The sequence below is a fragment of the Victivallis sp. Marseille-Q1083 genome (assembly GCF_903645315.1).
Taxonomy (GTDB): Bacteria; Verrucomicrobiota; Lentisphaeria; order Victivallales; family Victivallaceae; genus UMGS1518.
On sequence record NZ_CAHJXL010000001.1, the window covers coordinates 845,808 to 861,855 of the forward strand.

11 protein-coding genes are annotated in these 16,048 nt (G+C 58.4%); 8 read left to right on the forward strand and 3 right to left on the reverse strand.

All coding sequences use genetic code 11. The annotated features are described in order from the left end of the window. Positions 1-26: 26 nt before the first annotated feature. The 3 genes from HWX74_RS03320 to HWX74_RS03330 all read left to right on the forward strand — a co-directional run bounded on the left by HWX74_RS03320 (position 27) and on the right by HWX74_RS03330 (position 2,926). Complete coding sequence (locus HWX74_RS03320; protein ID WP_176012189.1) at positions 27-719, forward strand: response regulator transcription factor; 693 nt, start codon at positions 27-29, stop codon at positions 717-719. After that, positions 682-2,280 carry a HAMP domain-containing sensor histidine kinase gene (locus tag HWX74_RS03325; protein WP_176012190.1) on the forward strand — a complete coding sequence of 533 codons (1,599 nt, stop codon included), beginning with the start codon at positions 682-684 and terminating at the stop codon, positions 2,278-2,280. The genes HWX74_RS03320 and HWX74_RS03325 overlap by 38 nt, the downstream gene beginning before the upstream one ends. A 130-nt stretch (positions 2,281-2,410) precedes the next feature. Beyond that, on the forward strand, positions 2,411-2,926 hold the full coding sequence (locus tag HWX74_RS03330) for a hypothetical protein (protein WP_176012191.1): 516 nt from the start codon (positions 2,411-2,413) through the stop codon (positions 2,924-2,926). 78 nt (positions 2,927-3,004) lie between these two features. Here HWX74_RS03330 and secD read toward each other — a convergent pair whose 3' ends face one another. Both secD and HWX74_RS03340 read right to left on the reverse strand, forming a co-directional pair. Further along, complete coding sequence (gene secD / locus HWX74_RS03335; RefSeq protein WP_176012192.1) at positions 3,005-5,575, reverse strand: protein translocase subunit SecD; 2,571 nt, start codon at positions 5,573-5,575, stop codon at positions 3,005-3,007. A gap of 217 nt (positions 5,576-5,792) precedes the next feature. After that, the gene (locus HWX74_RS03340; RefSeq protein ID WP_176012193.1) at positions 5,793-6,209 is read right to left on the reverse strand and encodes a hypothetical protein; all 417 of its coding nucleotides are present in this window, start codon (positions 6,207-6,209) and stop codon (positions 5,793-5,795) included. Between the two features lie 550 nt (positions 6,210-6,759). On the opposite strand from HWX74_RS03340, the gene HWX74_RS19960 reads away from it, so the two are divergent. The 5 genes from HWX74_RS19960 (at position 6,760) to HWX74_RS03365 (ending at position 12,119) form a co-directional block, all read left to right on the forward strand. After that, positions 6,760-7,527 (forward strand): type II secretion system protein, encoded by a 768-nt coding sequence (locus HWX74_RS19960; RefSeq protein WP_217704836.1) that lies wholly within the window; start codon positions 6,760-6,762, stop codon positions 7,525-7,527. Next, on the forward strand, positions 7,524-9,512 hold the full coding sequence (locus HWX74_RS03350; RefSeq protein WP_176012194.1) for a hypothetical protein: 1,989 nt from the start codon (positions 7,524-7,526) through the stop codon (positions 9,510-9,512). The genes HWX74_RS19960 and HWX74_RS03350 overlap by 4 nt, the downstream gene beginning before the upstream one ends. 117 nt (positions 9,513-9,629) lie before the next feature. Beyond that, a complete protein-coding gene (locus HWX74_RS03355) occupies positions 9,630-10,652 on the forward strand; it encodes a LacI family DNA-binding transcriptional regulator (protein WP_176012195.1) in 1,023 nt (340 codons plus the stop codon). 155 nt (positions 10,653-10,807) lie between these two features. Then, positions 10,808-11,392, forward strand: coding sequence for a LemA family protein (locus tag HWX74_RS03360; protein WP_176012196.1), 585 nt, complete (start codon positions 10,808-10,810; stop codon positions 11,390-11,392). Positions 11,393-11,402: 10 nt separating this feature from the next. Next, positions 11,403-12,119, forward strand: a complete 717-nt coding sequence (locus HWX74_RS03365; protein WP_176012197.1) for a YgcG family protein — start codon at positions 11,403-11,405, stop codon at positions 12,117-12,119. Positions 12,120-12,229: 110 nt separating this feature from the next. Here HWX74_RS03365 and HWX74_RS03370 read toward each other — a convergent pair whose 3' ends face one another. Next, positions 12,230-16,048, reverse strand: coding sequence for a glycoside hydrolase domain-containing protein (locus tag HWX74_RS03370; RefSeq protein ID WP_176012198.1), 3,819 nt, complete (start codon positions 16,046-16,048; stop codon positions 12,230-12,232).

The following is a 16,048-nucleotide window of genomic DNA, read 5'->3' on the forward strand; positions in this document are numbered from 1 at the left end:
TGCAAAAATGCTGATCGGGACAATTTATGAGAATTCTTTTGGTCGAGGATGACGCCAGAACGGCGGATTTCATTCTCAAGGGCTTGCAGCAGTCCGGCTACAATACGATCCATGCCGCCGACGGGACGGACGGCCTGTTCAAAGCCCGCACGGAAAGCTACGATCTGGCGATCATCGACGTCATGCTGCCGGGGCTGGACGGCTTCACGCTGGTCGAAAAACTCCGTGCCGGCGGCAACAGCCGGCCGATCATCATTCTGAGCGCCAAAAACTCGGTGAAGGACAAAATCAAAGGACTGGAAAACGGCAGCGACGACTATCTGGTCAAACCGTTCTCCTTTTCCGAACTGCTCGCCCGACTCCAGGCGCTGTTGCGCCGGGCCAACACCAACCTGGAACCGACGACGCTGAGGGTCGGCGACCTGAGCGTCGATCTGTTGAGCCACAAGGTGTATCGCGGCGATGTCCGCATCGACATTCAGCCGCTGGAATTTTCCCTGCTGGAATATCTGGCCCGCAACGCCGGCAGGGTGGTTTCCAAAACGATGATCATGGACCACGTCTGGGAATACAATTTTGATCCGCAGACCAACATCGTCGAAACCCGCATGTGCCGGCTGCGAGAAAAAATCGACAAACCGTTCGACAGCAAATTGATCCATACGATCAGGGGATTCGGCTATGTCTTGGAGCCTCAGGCGGATTTCGAAAACCGTTAAATTCCGGATTGCCGTCTGGTACGCCGCTCTCTTCGCCATTTCGGCGATTGCCGGTTTGGCCTTGCTCTACTTCTGCCTCGGCCGCGCCCTGTACGACGCGGTAGACCGGCAACTGAAAAACAGCGCCCGCGAACTGGTCTATGAATACCTGACCGGCAAACGCTTCCAGAAATTCGACCGGGAGCTGCCGCTCGCCGCCGTCAAGCCCGGCACGCTGCAGCGTTTCCGGCAGAAACTACCGACCCTGCAGCCGCTGGTGGCCTTCGAACGCAACGTCTCGGACGACCAGTTTCAAATTCTCTACGGCTGCGCCGACGGCAAACTGTACGAATTGCGGCTGGGGGCCGACAATACGGTCTATTCTCAATTGCTCGATCCGGCCAATCATCTCGCCGCTTTGCAGAAGACGTTCGAGGACCGGGAAGTGTCGGAGGGACGCAACAACCTCGTCCTGCGGCTGTATGCGGCGGACGGACGGCTGCTGGCCCATTCGCTGACCTCGAACCTGTCGGAATCGACCGGCCCGCTTTCCCGGGAACGCTACAGCACCGTCTCCGGACCGACCGCCGACTTCCGGTTGCTGGAACTGCCGTTGTTCGACGGCAGCCGTCTGCTGATCGGGCGCAACCTGCAGCCGACCCAGACGCTGATGCACCAATATCTGTTGATCTGCCTGGTCACTTTCGCCGGCATTCTGCTGGCCGGCAGTCTGTGCGGCTGGTTCATCGCCAGCCGTTTTCTCTGCCGGGTGCAACGGGTCAGCGCCACCGCCCGGCAAATCGCCGCCGGCGATTTCAGCCGCCGGGTGCCGGTCGGCAACGACGGGACGGAAATCGATGAGCTGGTCCACACCTTCAACCGGATGACAGCCAATACTGAAAAATTATTTCTGGAACTGCAAAGCGTCACCGACGACGTGGCGCATGATTTGCGGACGCCGCTGACCCGTATTCGCGGACTGGCCGAAATTACCGTCAGCGGACGTCAGGAGTTGTCCGCTTACTGGGAAATGGCAGCGATCGTCGCCGAGGAATGCAATCAGATGTTGCAGATCATCAACACCATGCTGGAAATCACCCGGATGGAAGCCAATTGCGATAAACTAACCAAGGAAGAGTTCGATTTGAACCGGCTGCTGGCCCGGGCGGGCGAATTATTTTCCGCCTCCGCCGAAGCCAAGTCGATCGAATTGCACCTGCATCTGCCGGCAACACCGGTGCCGATCGTCGCTGAAAAACTCAAAATTCAACGGGTTTTCGCCAATTTGCTGGATAACGCGCTGAAATTCACCGCCCCCGGCGGCAGCATCGACGTGGAGCTGACCACCGCCGGACAGGCCGTCGTCACCCGCATCCGCGACAACGGCTGCGGCATCAGGCCGGAAGACCTGTCCCGCGTCTTCGAACGCTTCTTCCGCAGCGATCCGAGCCGCAACTGTCCCGGCAACGGCCTGGGTTTGGCGTTGGTTCGCGCCATTGTCCAGGCCCACGGCGGCACCATTCAAGCCGACAGCAAATTCGGTCAGGGTACCGAATTTACCGTCTTTTTACCGCAAAAATAAGTCTTTTTCGGCCAGATTGCCAAATTGTAATCTTCCGGCAATCTTCCGGTTATCTTCATTGGTTATACTATTGGGTAAAGAAAGCAACCGGAATAGGCCGGCTGCCGAATCCAAAAAAGGAGTTTGAAAAATGAGACAAATCATCTGGTCAACCCTGGCCCTGGTCACGGCTTTCGCCGTCACTTACACCGTTGCCAGCGACCTGCCGGACGCTGCCGCCGACCCCGTCGCCGCTGGAGACAGCACCGTCTGCCCGGCTACTGCCGGTCAGGCGACCGTGACCCCGACAGCGGAAGACGAGCCGGCAGTGGCCGAACCGGCAAACGAACCGGCAACGAAGAATGAAGCGGAAACGGCAGTTCAGCCGGAAGACGCCGAAACAAACGACAAAGCGGTGGAACCGGCGGCGGATGCGGCCGGAACGGATGACGAAGCGGTCAAGGACGGCAACGACAAAGCGGTGGAACCGGCGGCGGATGCGGCCGGAACGGATGACGAAGCGGTCAAGGACGACAACGAAGAGACCGACGAAGTCAGCATTGAGGCCGAAGTTCCGGCCGAAAGCGAGGAAACGCCCGAAACGAACGACGACAATGGAGCGGACCAGCCCACCGAGGCGCTCTATTTCAACGATCTTGCGCTGTAAGCGTTAAGATATTCCCGTTTTCCCTAATCCCGGCGCCCGTCATCCGTTGAGTGCGGATGGCGGGCGCCACTTTTCAGTTTACTTTTCCCGGGCGACACGCATGCCGATTTTACGGTGCCAGAACGACACTATCGGACTGGCGATAAAGATCGAGGAGAAGGTACCGATGACAATTCCCAGCATCATCACCAGGACAAAATCGTTGATCGCGATGCCGCCGAAGCAGAACATCACCACGACGACCAGCAGCGTCGTCACGCTGGTCAAAATGGTCCGGCTCAAGGTCTGATTGATGCTGATGTTGATGATTTCCGAATAGGTTTTGTCCGGAATCAGCTTCACTTCTTCGCGGATGCGGTCGAAGATGACGATGGTATCGTTGATCGAATAGCCGATGATCGTCAACAGCGCCGCCACCACCGGCAGCGACAATTCCCGGCCCATCAGCAGGAAAATCCCCAGGGCGATGAGCACATCGTGCGCCAGCGCGATCATTCCGGCGATCGCGTAGGAAAATTCGAAACGGAGCGAAACGTAAATGATCATGCCGACGACAGCCAACACGATCGACAGCAGCGCCGACTTGCTCATCTCCCAGCCGACCAGGCCGCCGACGGTGGATTCCTGCCCGTCGGACAACTGCAGTTGCGGGAAATCCCGCGACAACTTCTCCAGCACCCGGCTCTTGATGTCCGTCGCCTGCTGATCACCGCTCAGGTCGATCTCCCGGATCAGGAACTCCACTTTGCGGTTGTCCGACATCGAGGCATTGGCCTTGTAACCGATCCGGGCCTCGAGATTGGCCGCTTGCAGCGAAGTTTCCAACTGTTTGACCGGCACTTCTTCGGCGTAATTGAACGACAACATGGTGCCGCCGGTGAAATCCACCCCCAGCATCGAACTGCCTTTGACCAGGCAGACGATGACACTCAGCACCAGCAATGTGCCGGATAACGGAAACGCCCAGCGGCGCGCTTTGATGAAATTGTAGTTCGGCTTGCTGAAAAAACGGCACATTTTCAACGTCTTCCATTGCCGGAACCGCAACGCATAATCGAAGATCAGCCGGGTCATGAACAACGCGGTAAACATGCTGCTGGCAATACCGATCGACAAACTGACCGCGAAACCTTTGACCGGCCCGCTGCCGAAATACATCAGAATCACGCCGATCAGCAGCGTGGTGACATTGCCGTCCAGCACGGCGGAGAACGCTTTCTCATAACCGAGCGGAATGGCGGCCGCCAGATTCCTGCCGCGGTTGAGCTCTTCACGGATCCGCTCGAAGATCAACACGTTGGCATCGACCGCCATCCCCAAAGTCAGGATGATCCCGGCAATCCCCGGCATCGTCAGCGTCGCCCCGAACGCCGCCATCGCGCCCATGATCAACACGACATTGAGCGCCAGCGCCAACACGGCGATCACCCCGGCCCGACGGTAATAGACGCACATGAAAACCGTCAGCAGCGCCAGCGCCAGCAGACCGGCCCAAATACCGTTCCGGACGTTGTCCGCCCCCAGCGACGGCGCCGTGTCATACACGGCGTTGATCTTGATCTGAAACGGGAAACTGCCGGCCGTCAGCGCGTCGGCGATATTCTGCGCCTCCTCATGGGAGAAACTGCCGGAAATGGAAGCGTTGCCGTCGACGATCGCCGCCCGGATATACGGCGCGCAATACAATTTGCCATCAAGCACAATCGCCAACTGCCGGTTGATATTTTCGCTGGTAATCCGGCCGAACTGTTCGGCGCCGGCGGCATTGAACGACAATGAAATCCGCAACTGTCCGTAACTGTCCTTTTCCGCCGCCGCGGCAACGATGTCCCGGCCATCCATCTCCGCCCGTCGGGACACAAAGTAGTAATTGACGACCTCGGTATCGGCATCCGGTATTTTTTCCGTGCTGCTCAACAGCATATAGCCGGGCGGCGGCATGAAGTTGGCGGGATCGCGCCGGTACTCTTCGACCAGCCGGTCATTGTCCGGGTGGACCAGCCGGAACCGCAGCTTGCAGCTCATCTGGATGATGCTCTGCAATTTGTCCTTCTCATCCTTGGAGACGATCGGCGCCTTCAAAGAGATTGAACGGCTGCCGAACGGCGAAATTTCCGACTCGAAGATATTCTGGGTTTCCAATCGCTTCCGCAGCGTTTCGATCGCCTGGTCGCGGTAATGATTGAACTCCCGCTCAATGCGCTTCTCCAGTTCCGCCCGGTCGCTCTTATCGCCGTCATGCTCGAATTGCGCCAGAAAATCCGCATCCGGCACCAAATCCAGCACAAACTCCACACCGCCGTTCAAATCGAGCCCCAGCCGGATCGAGCCGGAGGCCTTTTTGCGGATCATCGCGACGACGTCGCTGTTGTCGCCGCCCTTGGCCCCCTCCACCAGCCGGTTCAACTTCACCTGCCTGGCCTCGGCCACTTCCAACAGCGCGACCGCCGGATTTTTATCCGGACTGTTCGTCTGCAATTCCCGGGCCTCCACGATCAATTCTTCGCCGGCTTGCCGGTTGGCGGCATTGAGCGTCTTCCGGAACGTTTCGTAAAAATCCTGCGGCGTCAACGGGTAAATCGCCCAGGCAAATATCAGTGTGACCACCGCCAGAATGGTGGTTCTCAGCTTGAAGTGCATGTTATCCATCAATGATTCTCTTCCTCAAAACAATTTCGGCATCCCCGGATCATGGTCGATAACCGCCGGCAGTGCCGGCTTCCCCCGCTCCGGAGTCCCCGCGATACAATCGGAAGCTCGAACCGCTTCCCAGACGGGAAACATTCGAACCAGCAAGCGCAAGGTACCGGTGTCACACCGATTCAACGGCGCGACCGCATCAGACGGCGCCGCACCGGTACCGGGATCAAGCCGGCGGACCGGCCCGGACGATGATCTGATCGGCCAGCAAAGTTTGAGGTTGGAAGATAAATTCACCCGGACGGGCGAAAGCGCAGTAAATTTCAGGCGGAACCGGCAGCATCCGTTCCGGCGGCAGTACCGGACTGCGCACCGGCGGCTTGCCGCAGGAGCTTTTCATCGGCACCCGCTTGACGGCGAAACAGTGCTCGCCGCGCACCGGCGGTTCCCAATACGGTTCCGCGCTCACCGGGCTGTCCTGGCGCAGAATCGTCGAATTCCGGAAGCTGTCAAACGGCTGGAACAAGGACGGCAACGGCTCGTTCCCCGCACCGATTCCGGGCGCCGAAGCCCCCCAGAGTGCCGCCGCTCCGCCTCCCAGCGTCAGCAGCAACAGCAAAACCAGCCAGCTCGTTTTTTTCATTTCATTCCGTCCTCGTTCAAAGATTGGCAACTAATATACGCAATTCTCCGGAAAATACAATCGCCAGCCCGGCAAATTCCGCTCCAGTTTCTCCCGCCGGTCAACTCCCTTGCCATCGGTTTTCCGCCGGCCGGTAAAAATTTGGCCACTTAAAAAAATAAACGCACATTTGTCAAATTACCCCCCCACCCTCAAAAATTTGTGCATTCAGTTAGCCTAAAAGGTTGAGATGATTATTTTCCGCATGTCCCTTCTGCCAGGAAGAATAGGGATTGCAGTAAAAGATTCTCGTGCGCGGTTTCATATTGTTACGCCATCGCATTTGTCAAACTTCATAAATGCAAGCTGTCTATTTTCTGCGGTGCGTTTACTTTTTCAATTGACCCAAAGAAATATTTTTCAAAAAAATGCGGTTGCCCTATTGACTTTTTGGGAAAAATTCAGTATAATTAAATCATGATTGATAGATCGGTTTATCAAAATGTTTATCAAAAGAACGGCGCGGCCGGAAATGATGGTCGCGGCAAAATTGAAAAAAAAGGAATGGAACATGAAAGTGCGCAAAGGGAAATTTCAGAGATTCACATTGATTGAATTGTTGGTCGTGATTGCGATCATCGCCATTCTTGCCAGCATGTTGCTGCCGGCGCTGAGCAAGGCCAAGGAGAAGGCGGTGGCAATCAAATGCACCAGCAACTTCAAACAGCAGGGATTGGGGTTTGCTTTGTATGCCAACGACTACAACGACAATATCATGACGATGTGCTGGGACAATTCCTGTACGTTTTACTGGGCGGATATTTACGCGTCGGAGAGTTCGATCGCCGGGGAAGGCAGCAACTTTATGAAGTATTTCCAGGATCAGGGGTATCCGGTGATGCTCGGCTACTCCAGCACCAGTGATAATTTCATTTTTTGCGGGCAGACTTCGGTAAGAAATCGTGGAACCACTTATGCTGCGGCCGCATTCTGGCAATCCACGCCGGAAACCTGCCGGATTTCCAATATCGACTCCAAGGGATTTGCGACGATGGGATTGAAACAGGGGGCGATGCGCAATCCCTCCGCCGTGATCATGATGACCGAGGCGGCGAATGCCAGTGGCGGTTCGGTCAACTGGTTTTATATCACCGATGCCAGTGATTGCGACAATTTGATCGATTTCCGGCATTCCGGACGCGGATTGTTCCTGTTCGGTGACGGGCATGCTGCCGCCGGCGGTGATGAAGCCGTCCTGGGGACGGTGGATGCGCAGGATTATTTCTGGGAAAATACGCGTTTTGTCTACAAAAACGGCGGGCGGAGAAAAGTCAATTGAATCGGGACTGCTTGACCATGATGAAACGGTTGTTGCGCGGAATATTGTTGGGGATGCTGCTGAATGCCGCGGCGGTTGCCGGAGAGAACCTCTTTCCGGCGGCCGCGCTGCGACAGGCCGAAGCCTGGTACCTGCCGGAAGGCTACCAGTGGCGTTTGAGTGAAGGCAAGGATGGCAGCGGGGCGGTATACTATTGCCGTCCTTCGGCGGATTCCTATGTGCTGGCGACCGTCGAATTGACCGGTTTGCAGCCCGGCGAACTCTATGAATATGGCGGTTGGGTGAAAGCAGCGCAGCTTGGCAACGGCGCCGAGGTTACGGCGGCGTTCTGTGTGGAATTTCACGATGCCGACGGAAAATACTTGACCGGTGATTATGGCGCGATGGCGGCGGGAGAACGCGATTGGACGCTGCTGAAGGGTGAATTTGCCGTTCCGGAAGAGGCGGTGACGGCGACTTTCACGCCCTATTTGCGGCCGGATACCACCGGCGAAGCCTGGTTTTCCAACTTTTTCCTGCACCGGAAAGATGAAGTCCGCTGGGTGACGGCTCTGCGGGATTATCGCGGCAGTCTGCCGGTCAGGCAGGCGGCGGTTCATTTGACCGGCACCGTTTACAATTTACCGGAAAATCTTCGAAATCAGCCGTTGACCTGCAAAGCATCGTTTTTAAATGCGGCCGGAGAAGAACGGCAATCCCGGTGTTTCGAATGGTCGGAAGGGGTGACAGAACTGGCATTGCCCGACGATTGCGAACTCCTGGCGCTGGAATTGTATGCGCCGGACGGCGCGACCCTGCTGGGCAGGAGTTCCCATCGGTTGCGGCGGATCGATTCGGAGCGGCGGCCGGAAAATGCCTGCTGGATCGATGAACGCGGACGCGCCTGGGTCAACGGGGCGAAATTCCTGCCGATCGGGCTTTATATCGACCGGTGCGGCGGCCGGAATATCGGTGCGGAGATTCCGGCGATTGCCGCCGGCAGTTTCAATTGCGTCATGCCGTATGATACGTTGGTCTGGCAGTCGGATGACGGTGCGGCCGGTGCAGCGGCGATTCGCGGCGAACTGGACCGGTTGGAAGCGGCGGGATTGAAGATCATTTTTTCACTGAAAGATATCCGTGACAACGGTTGGATCCGGGAATGGGAAGGCACGACCGGCGAGTTGGCGGTCCTGGATAAGGTGGTCGAAACGTTTCGGAATCATCCGGCTCTGCTGGCCTGGTATATCTGCGATGAGGACGGACCGGAGATGTATGAACGACTGAAAGTGCGCCGTGAGCTGGTCAACGGGCGCGACCCCTGGCATCCGACCTGGTTGGTGACATGTCACTACGACACGCCGAAGGTATATATGGCCGGCGCCGATGTCTATGGCATCGATCCTTATCCGATCGGCTATGCCGGCAGCGACATCGCCAGCGTCGAATCGGTGTTGCGCAGGACCGTGGCCGGGCTGGGGGAAAATATGGCGCTCTGGGCGGTGCCGCAGATTTTTAATCAGGGCGTCTATTGGGCCGGTGCCGATTGGGAACGTTACCGGAAATATGTCGATCCGACCGAAGAGGAAATGCTGAGCATTGTTCTATTGGAAGCAATTTACGGAGCCAAAGGCTTTGTGATGTATTCTTACTTCGATTTGAAACGGGGACCGGATCGGGAACTGTTCGACCGTCAATGGCCGAAAGTCTGCCGGGTGGCGGCGGAATTGGAAAAACTGGCGCCGTATCTGCTGGGCGATCCGGCCGGGCCGGCATTTGACTGCCGCATGCTCGATGGACAGCTTGCCGTCCAAAGTTTCACCGCCGATGACGGCCGGCAGGCGGTGGTCATCGTGGCGCCGTCGAAGGAAGGCGGCCGGGCGGAACTGGACCTGCCGGAATCCGGGCGTTTCCATTCCCGCTTCGGGCGGACCGTCCGGCAGCCGGACGGCAGTTGGCGTTTTGCCAGTGAAGGAGTCGGGTGCGACATTCTCTATGCCGAATAGAAGAATTCGTCACAAAGTCAGCGGCAAGGATTGAAAAGCGGTCCCGGCGCCATTAAAGTATTTTCATTGAATTGGGTGGAAACAGGGCGCCGGGTGCCGCGGAAGAAGAAACATGTTATGGAGACGAAAGTTAGATTAGTGGATATTGCCGAACGGGCGAAGGTTTCCCGTGCCACCGTCAGCCGGGTGCTGTGCGGCGGCGGCAAGGGGTCGATCCGGGTTTCGGAGTCGACCCGCAAACGGATTATGGATTTGGCGAAGGAGATGAATTTTTCTCCCGATCCTTCCGCCCGGTCGCTGGCCGGCAAGAACAGTTATATCATCGGTTGTTTGATCGACACCCAGGCCTCTTTGCAGAAGAACGCCATCCTGTCCCGTATCGAGGAGATGCTCAACGAGCGGAATTACCGGCTGATGATCGGCCAGGCGCACGACAGCTACCGGCGGCTGGTCAAGTATCTGGCAGATTTCCGTTCTTACCATGTCGACGGCTTGATCTGCTTTGCCCATGACTATCAGGAATTTTCCCTGGCCGATTGTTTCCGGCCGGAAGACAACGTCGTCTTCATTGACGAGCCGAATGTGCCGATCAGTCATTTTGTCTCGTCGGATTTTCACCAGTGCTATCAAAATCTGGTTCTGCAACTGGTCGATGCCGGCCGTTCCCGGATCGGTTATACGACCTTCTACAGTTCGCTGCGTTGCAACCTGAGTAAGATCTGGGGCTACCGGGCCGGCATTCACGCCCGTCGGCTCGAATCCTTTGAACTGAATATCGAACAGATTATTTCACCGAAAAAACTGGCCGAGCAGGTGGTCGCTTATGTCCGGCAAACCCAATTGGATGCGATGATTCTCTTTTGCAACGATCTTTTCGCCATGGCGGTTTGCCGGGAGTTGGCCGCCGCCGGTTTCCGGGTGCCGGAGGACGTGGCGGTGATCGGTTGCGACAATTCGGCGTTCTGTGAATATTCGACGCCGCGCCTGAGCTCGGTCGAACTGTTTCCGGATACGCTGGCGGAGGCGGCGGTCGAGCTGCTTTTTTCGGTCATCGACAAGCGGCCGGTGCCGCCGAAAGTGTTGGTGGCGCCGGAGGTGATCTATCGGGATTCGACGCCGGAATCGCTGAAAAACGGCTGAAAGCAAATGCCGGAATTCCCGGTGTTCGCTGCGGAAGTGACCGGGCGCAATTTTTTTCTTTCAAAGTTGTATTCCGTGAAAAGGTGTTTAGATTATGCGCTGGATGGCGCGTAAGGAAACGGCCGGCAATTTTCAACCAGAATTGGAGAAGGAATATGACGCAGACGGCAAAAATCAGTTTGGCGGTGGTCGGCGGTTTGATTGCCCTGGTGGTGATCGGGGCGATTTTCGTGATTTCGGTGCGGAACGGCCTGATCGACCGGCAGGAACGGGTGAGAGAGAATTGGAGCCAGATTGATACGCAATTGCAGCGCCGGGTGGACTTGATCCCGAATCTGGTGGAGACGGTCAAGGGATATGCCGCGCACGAGAATAAGATTTTCTCCGAAATCGCCGAAGCCCGCAGCCGTTTGCTGACCGCTTCCGGCCCGGAGGCCAAAGCCGAGTCGGGCGCGGTGCTGGAATCGGCTTTGGGCCGTCTGCTGGCGATCGCCGAGAATTATCCGGACCTCAAGGCTAATCAGAATTTCATCCGGTTGCAGGATGAACTGGCCGGGACTGAAAACCGGATCAGCGTGGCCCGGACCCGTTACAATGATTGCGTGCGGGATTTCAATGCGGCAATCCGCAAGTTTCCCGGTTCGTTGTTCGCTTCCGGCATGGGGTTGACGGCGGCGGAATATTTCCAGCCCCCGGCCGGTGCCGCCGCAGTGCAGACGCCGCCGCAAGTGCGGTTCTAATGGTTTACCGATGAAATTCCGGATCATTTGGGCCGTCGTATTGATATTTGGTGCCTTCCTGCCGTCGTTGCAGGCCGCTTTGACGGTGCCGCCATTGACCGGCCGGGTGGTTGACCGCGCCCAGGTATTCTCGCCGGAAGGCGAAGCCGCATTGGAACAGGCGATTCGTCGACTGGAGAATGCGACCGGCGGACAGATGGCGGTGCTGACCATTCCGTCGCTGGAAGGGGACAATCTGGAAACGTTCGGCATCAAAGTGGCGGAAAAGTGGGAAATCGGCAGCAGAAAGGAAGCGAATGGCGCCATTCTGCTGCTGGCGGTCAGGGACCGGCAAATGCGGCTGGAAATCGGCTACGGCTGGGAAGGCGTCATCAATGACGCCCGGGCGGGAGATATCGTGCGGGGCATGACCGGTTTTTTGCAGGATGGCGACTATGATACGGCTGCCAGGTATGCGGTGAACCGCGTGGAAGAACTGGTGACCGGCAAGCCGGTGGCGGATCTGCCGGTGCCGCCGCGCCGGGCGAAAGAACAGGATGGCGGCGCCGGGTGGGGCGCAATTGTTTTCTTCATTATTCTGTTGCTGATCTTCAGCCGTTCGCGCGGTTTTTTCTTTTTTGGCGGCGGCGGCGGCGGATTTCGCGGCGGCGGCGGTGGTTTTGGCGGCGGCGGATTTCGCGGCGGCGGTGGCGGTTTTGGTGGTGGCGGCGCGTCCGGCCGCTGGTAAAAAGGGGGGATAAAAACATCGGTCACTCCCGTTCTTTTGAAGTGGCCGATGTTTGTTTGAGCGGTTTCGACCGATAGCCGTCAGAACTGAGGCTTTCGCGGATGCGTCGGTTATCGGGCGGACACGGTTTGCGCCGGACCAAGGGCGATCAGCCGGACGTCCCGGGCCGGAATGTCGATGGTGATTTTGCCGTCATTCACCGGCAGGTCCCGCCGCCATTCCATTTCGGCGGCGGAGAAGGTGTTGCCCGGAAATTGCAGCAGCGCCGGATCGATTTCCACCGAAACACTTTGCGGTTCGTCCGTCAAATTGCCGACGACGGCCAACGCCGATTCTCCCGCATTCAAATACAGACTGCAGACGATCCGCGGATCCTGCGGCGAAAGCCGGACCTGCCGCCGGTTGTGCCAATACGGCAGCCATTCGGCGTTTTCACAATTCATCCGGTCGAAAATCCGCCAGACCGGCACCAGCCCCTCTAGCGCCTCAAGGGTGAACGCACTGTAATTGATGTCGTGCAGCAGCGTGTATGCCAGTCCTTCCCGGAATTGGAACGGGTTGTTCAAATAGACCAGGAATTCCACCGGCGCACCGAATTGCCGTCCGTAGAATTTGGCACGGAAATCCGGCAGGTCGACCTGGAAGCCCGGTTGGTGAATCATGTACTCCTCGCCGAGCAGCAGCCGATGGCTCCAGGCGCCGGCCAGCGGCATCAGGTTGCCGGAATAGTGGTTGAAGATCAAGCCGTCCGCTTGACGCGACATCAGAATCTGATAGAGACGTTTGCCGTGCCGATGGAGTTTGCGCAGCGGGAAGCTGTCGCGTAAATTGCCGTCTCGGTCGATCCAGCCGCAGCCGTGGGCGGTGTTGCGGCAATCGCCGGAGAACATCGCGCCGTCATAATAATAGCCGTCGGTGCCGAATTCCCGGATCATTTTGTCGGCATGAAAGGCGATGAAATCCGTCCAGCAATCCGCGCCGACGCAACTGGCGGAAAAGGCGTGATCGAGGTAATTGATCCAATCGCTGTTCCAGTTGGAATCCGGCACCCAGCGGCTGTCCGGTTCCGACATCCACAGATCGTGGAAGTAACGGCTCATCGGCGCGTTGTCGCCGAGTCCACCGCCGTAATAGAGCCCGAGCTGGCCGCCGCGGCGGTGGAAGTGGTCGACCAGTTCATGCAACGCTTTGATGCGCCGTTCATCGGCCGGGTAGGGATCGCCGTAGTTTTTACCCCAGTCCTGATGCATATTAGCGTAGCGCGCGCCGCTGCCGAGCCGGTAATCGGTGAAGGTGTTGAACAGTTGCCAGCACTTGACGCCGTCGATTTCGACTTCGGAGAGCACGCCGAACCGTTCGCCGCCGCCGGGCGTCCGGTATTGCTGAAATGCCGCGCCGGCATTTTCGCAGAGGACGACGCCGGCGGTGTCCGGCGAGAGCTCCTGCCATGCCGCCGGTTCAGTCGTCCGGTTGAACAGCGCCAGGTCGCGCAATTGAAAGCTGCTGTCGGCCTGTACTTTGGTCGTGCCGAAGCAGAGCCGGATTTCGGTATTTTCCGCCGGGCGGCCGAACAGGCCGCTGGCCGCGGCCTGGCCGATTTCCCGGCCGTTCTCGTAAAGCCGGACCGTCCCGGCATCCCAGCAGAGCGCCAGCTGCGTCCACTGTCGGTTGATTCGATCGGCCGGCAGGCCGAGGTCCGCCGTATCGAACAGCAATTTGTCCCCGTCTGGCGTGGTCTGTTCGCCGACCCAACTGCCGGTGCCGCCCTGCCGGAACAGCCGGAACAGGCTGCCGTGGGAGTCGGAAACGGAGAAGATTTCCGTATTGCCGCCGGGGAATTCCGGCCGCAGCGTCATGACCAGCGTTCCGGCTTCCGGATTGAACTTTTCGGCGGGGGTGTAGACCAGGGCGCCGGTGCCGAGGTGGTCGCGAAGGTTTTCGTCGTAACCGGCCCAATGGGTCAGCCGGCGGCGGCGTTCCCGCGCGTCATATGGCTTCGGCGGGGTGATCTGCAGGCCGAAACCGATCTTCAGCGGCCGGTCGATGACGGTCGGCTGATCGATCAGGGCGACGCTGAATACGCTGCCCTCTGCAGTCGGGCGCAATTGCAGCGGTTCGGCGGCGGCGCAATTCCAATTTTCCATCGATTCGGCATACCAGGCCAGGCCGCGGTCGTCGTTGTAAACCGTGACGACCGGTCTGAAGGCGGAATGCCAGTCGCCGTCCAGCGTCCGGGCGTAATTGTTCCAGGTGAAATCGATCGGATAGATGTATTCGGCAATTTCCGGGCGGAACGGAATCTGCAGCGCCAGGCGGTCCAGGGTCTGCGGCCGGTCCGGCAGGAGGGTCAATTCATACCAGAGAAAACCGTCCTCCTCCATCGACAGTTCCGCCCGGTAGGCCAGGCCGTCTATCGCGTTGGAGCCGGCCAGTTCGATCCGGTCCTCGGCGGCCTCGCCGGGCTGAAGTCTGCCGGCGGACAGGTCGATTGTGGCGCCGTTCCGGTCGGCCAGCAGTTGAATCGGAGCGGCCAGCAGCGGGACGCCTTCGCTGCTGATCTGGGTCGGCAGATTGGTGTTCCCAAACTGGTAACTGCCGGCCAGGCAGTGCAGCGCCTCGCCGGTGAACGTCACCGGCGTATAGGGCGGCATGACCTGATGGGCCAGTCCGCACTGGTTGCCGAGCCATTCCGGGTTTTTCAGCACCGGCAGCTCCTGGGAGAACGTCGCCGGGGAACCGTCCGGCAGCACCGCTTCCGCCTGCAGCCGGTAGTCGCCCCCTTCGGTCACGGTGACGGCGAATTCGGTTTCCCCATTGTGGTTGCGGACGGTGAAATCGCCTTCGGCCGCCGTTTGGCCGGAAGGGGTCAGCAACCGGTAGGCGACGACGGTCTCGTCGGGCAGCCGGCTGGAGGCGATCAGCCGGCAGCGGCCGGCCGGCAGATAGTTTTTCGCAACCAGCGAAATCGGGTAGTCCGGCAGATATTCCAGCGGCGCTTGGTAATAGAAAACTTCCCGGTTGCCGGTCAGGTCGGTCAGCGAGAGTCTGGCTTCGACCGGTTCGCTGAGCTTCAATTGCGGGGACAGTTCCAGTTGGGCGGTGCCGTGCGGTTCGACCGTCACCTCCCGGGTGATCGGCGGATAATCGTCGCGGATGATGCCGCTGCGGACGAAATCCAATGTGGCCCGCGCGGCGTGAGGACGGTCGTCCGTATTGCGGAGCTGCCAGGTCAACTGCGGCATTTCATCGGCAAAAGTGACCGGCTCCAGGCTGCCGGTCAGGCCTCCGGCATTAAAGGCAACGGACGGATAAGCGGTGATATTGTGGAAATTGGTCAAAGGCTGACTCCAGGTGTAGCTGCTGATTCCGCTGTCGGTCGTCGCATTGTGGACCACCAGCATCCTGGCGGTATCCGCCGGCGGCGATTCCAGGCCGAGCGAAGACCACGGAATGCTCAATTCCAGATTCCAGCCTTGCTCGTTGAGGGAGGTGCGAACTTGCCAGTCGCCGTTCCAGGCGACATCGTTGCCGCGCTTGTCGAAAATGATTCCGGCCGGATTGACGACCAGTTGGATTTTGTGTTCCGCCGTTCCATCGAAGGCGAGGTGCAGTTCCATTGATTCTTCGGAATAAATTGCGGCGTCGCGTTCGGTCAGCGAAGTCGATATTTTGGTCGGATTCTGGCCGGAGGTTTGAAACGCGAGATAGAACCGTTCGGCATCGGCGGTCAGCCAGGCCCGCTGGCGTACCGCGCCGGCCGGGTGGAACGCATTCAGTTGGCCGGATACCTCCCATTCGCCGGGAGAAAGTGTCCCGTCGATCGTCGGTGGTTGCGGTGATAATGGAACGGTCAGGAAATTTTCGGCGGTTGCGGCGGAAATTCCGCACAGTATCAATAAAACGGCAATGCAGCTGGCAGGATTTGTCAT

Excerpts from the sequence above, each read along its gene's own strand:
- HWX74_RS03320 (WP_176012189.1), top strand. The coding sequence starts at position 27 with ATGAGAATTCTTTTGGTCGAGGATGACGCCAGAACGGCGGATTTCATT.
- HWX74_RS03325 (WP_176012190.1), top strand. The coding sequence starts at position 682 with ATGTCTTGGAGCCTCAGGCGGATTTCGAAAACCGTTAAATTCCGGATT.
- HWX74_RS03330 (WP_176012191.1), top strand. The coding sequence starts at position 2,411 with ATGAGACAAATCATCTGGTCAACCCTGGCCCTGGTCACGGCTTTCGCC.
- secD (WP_176012192.1), bottom strand. The coding sequence starts at position 5,575 with ATGGATAACATGCACTTCAAGCTGAGAACCACCATTCTGGCGGTGGTC.
- HWX74_RS03340 (WP_176012193.1), bottom strand. The coding sequence starts at position 6,209 with ATGAAAAAAACGAGCTGGCTGGTTTTGCTGTTGCTGCTGACGCTGGGA.
- HWX74_RS19960 (WP_217704836.1), top strand. The coding sequence starts at position 6,760 with ATGAAAGTGCGCAAAGGGAAATTTCAGAGATTCACATTGATTGAATTG.
- HWX74_RS03355 (WP_176012195.1), top strand. The coding sequence starts at position 9,630 with ATGGAGACGAAAGTTAGATTAGTGGATATTGCCGAACGGGCGAAGGTT.
- HWX74_RS03360 (WP_176012196.1), top strand. The coding sequence starts at position 10,808 with ATGACGCAGACGGCAAAAATCAGTTTGGCGGTGGTCGGCGGTTTGATT.
- HWX74_RS03365 (WP_176012197.1), top strand. The coding sequence starts at position 11,403 with ATGAAATTCCGGATCATTTGGGCCGTCGTATTGATATTTGGTGCCTTC.
- HWX74_RS03370 (WP_176012198.1), bottom strand. The coding sequence starts at position 16,048 with ATGACAAATCCTGCCAGCTGCATTGCCGTTTTATTGATACTGTGCGGA.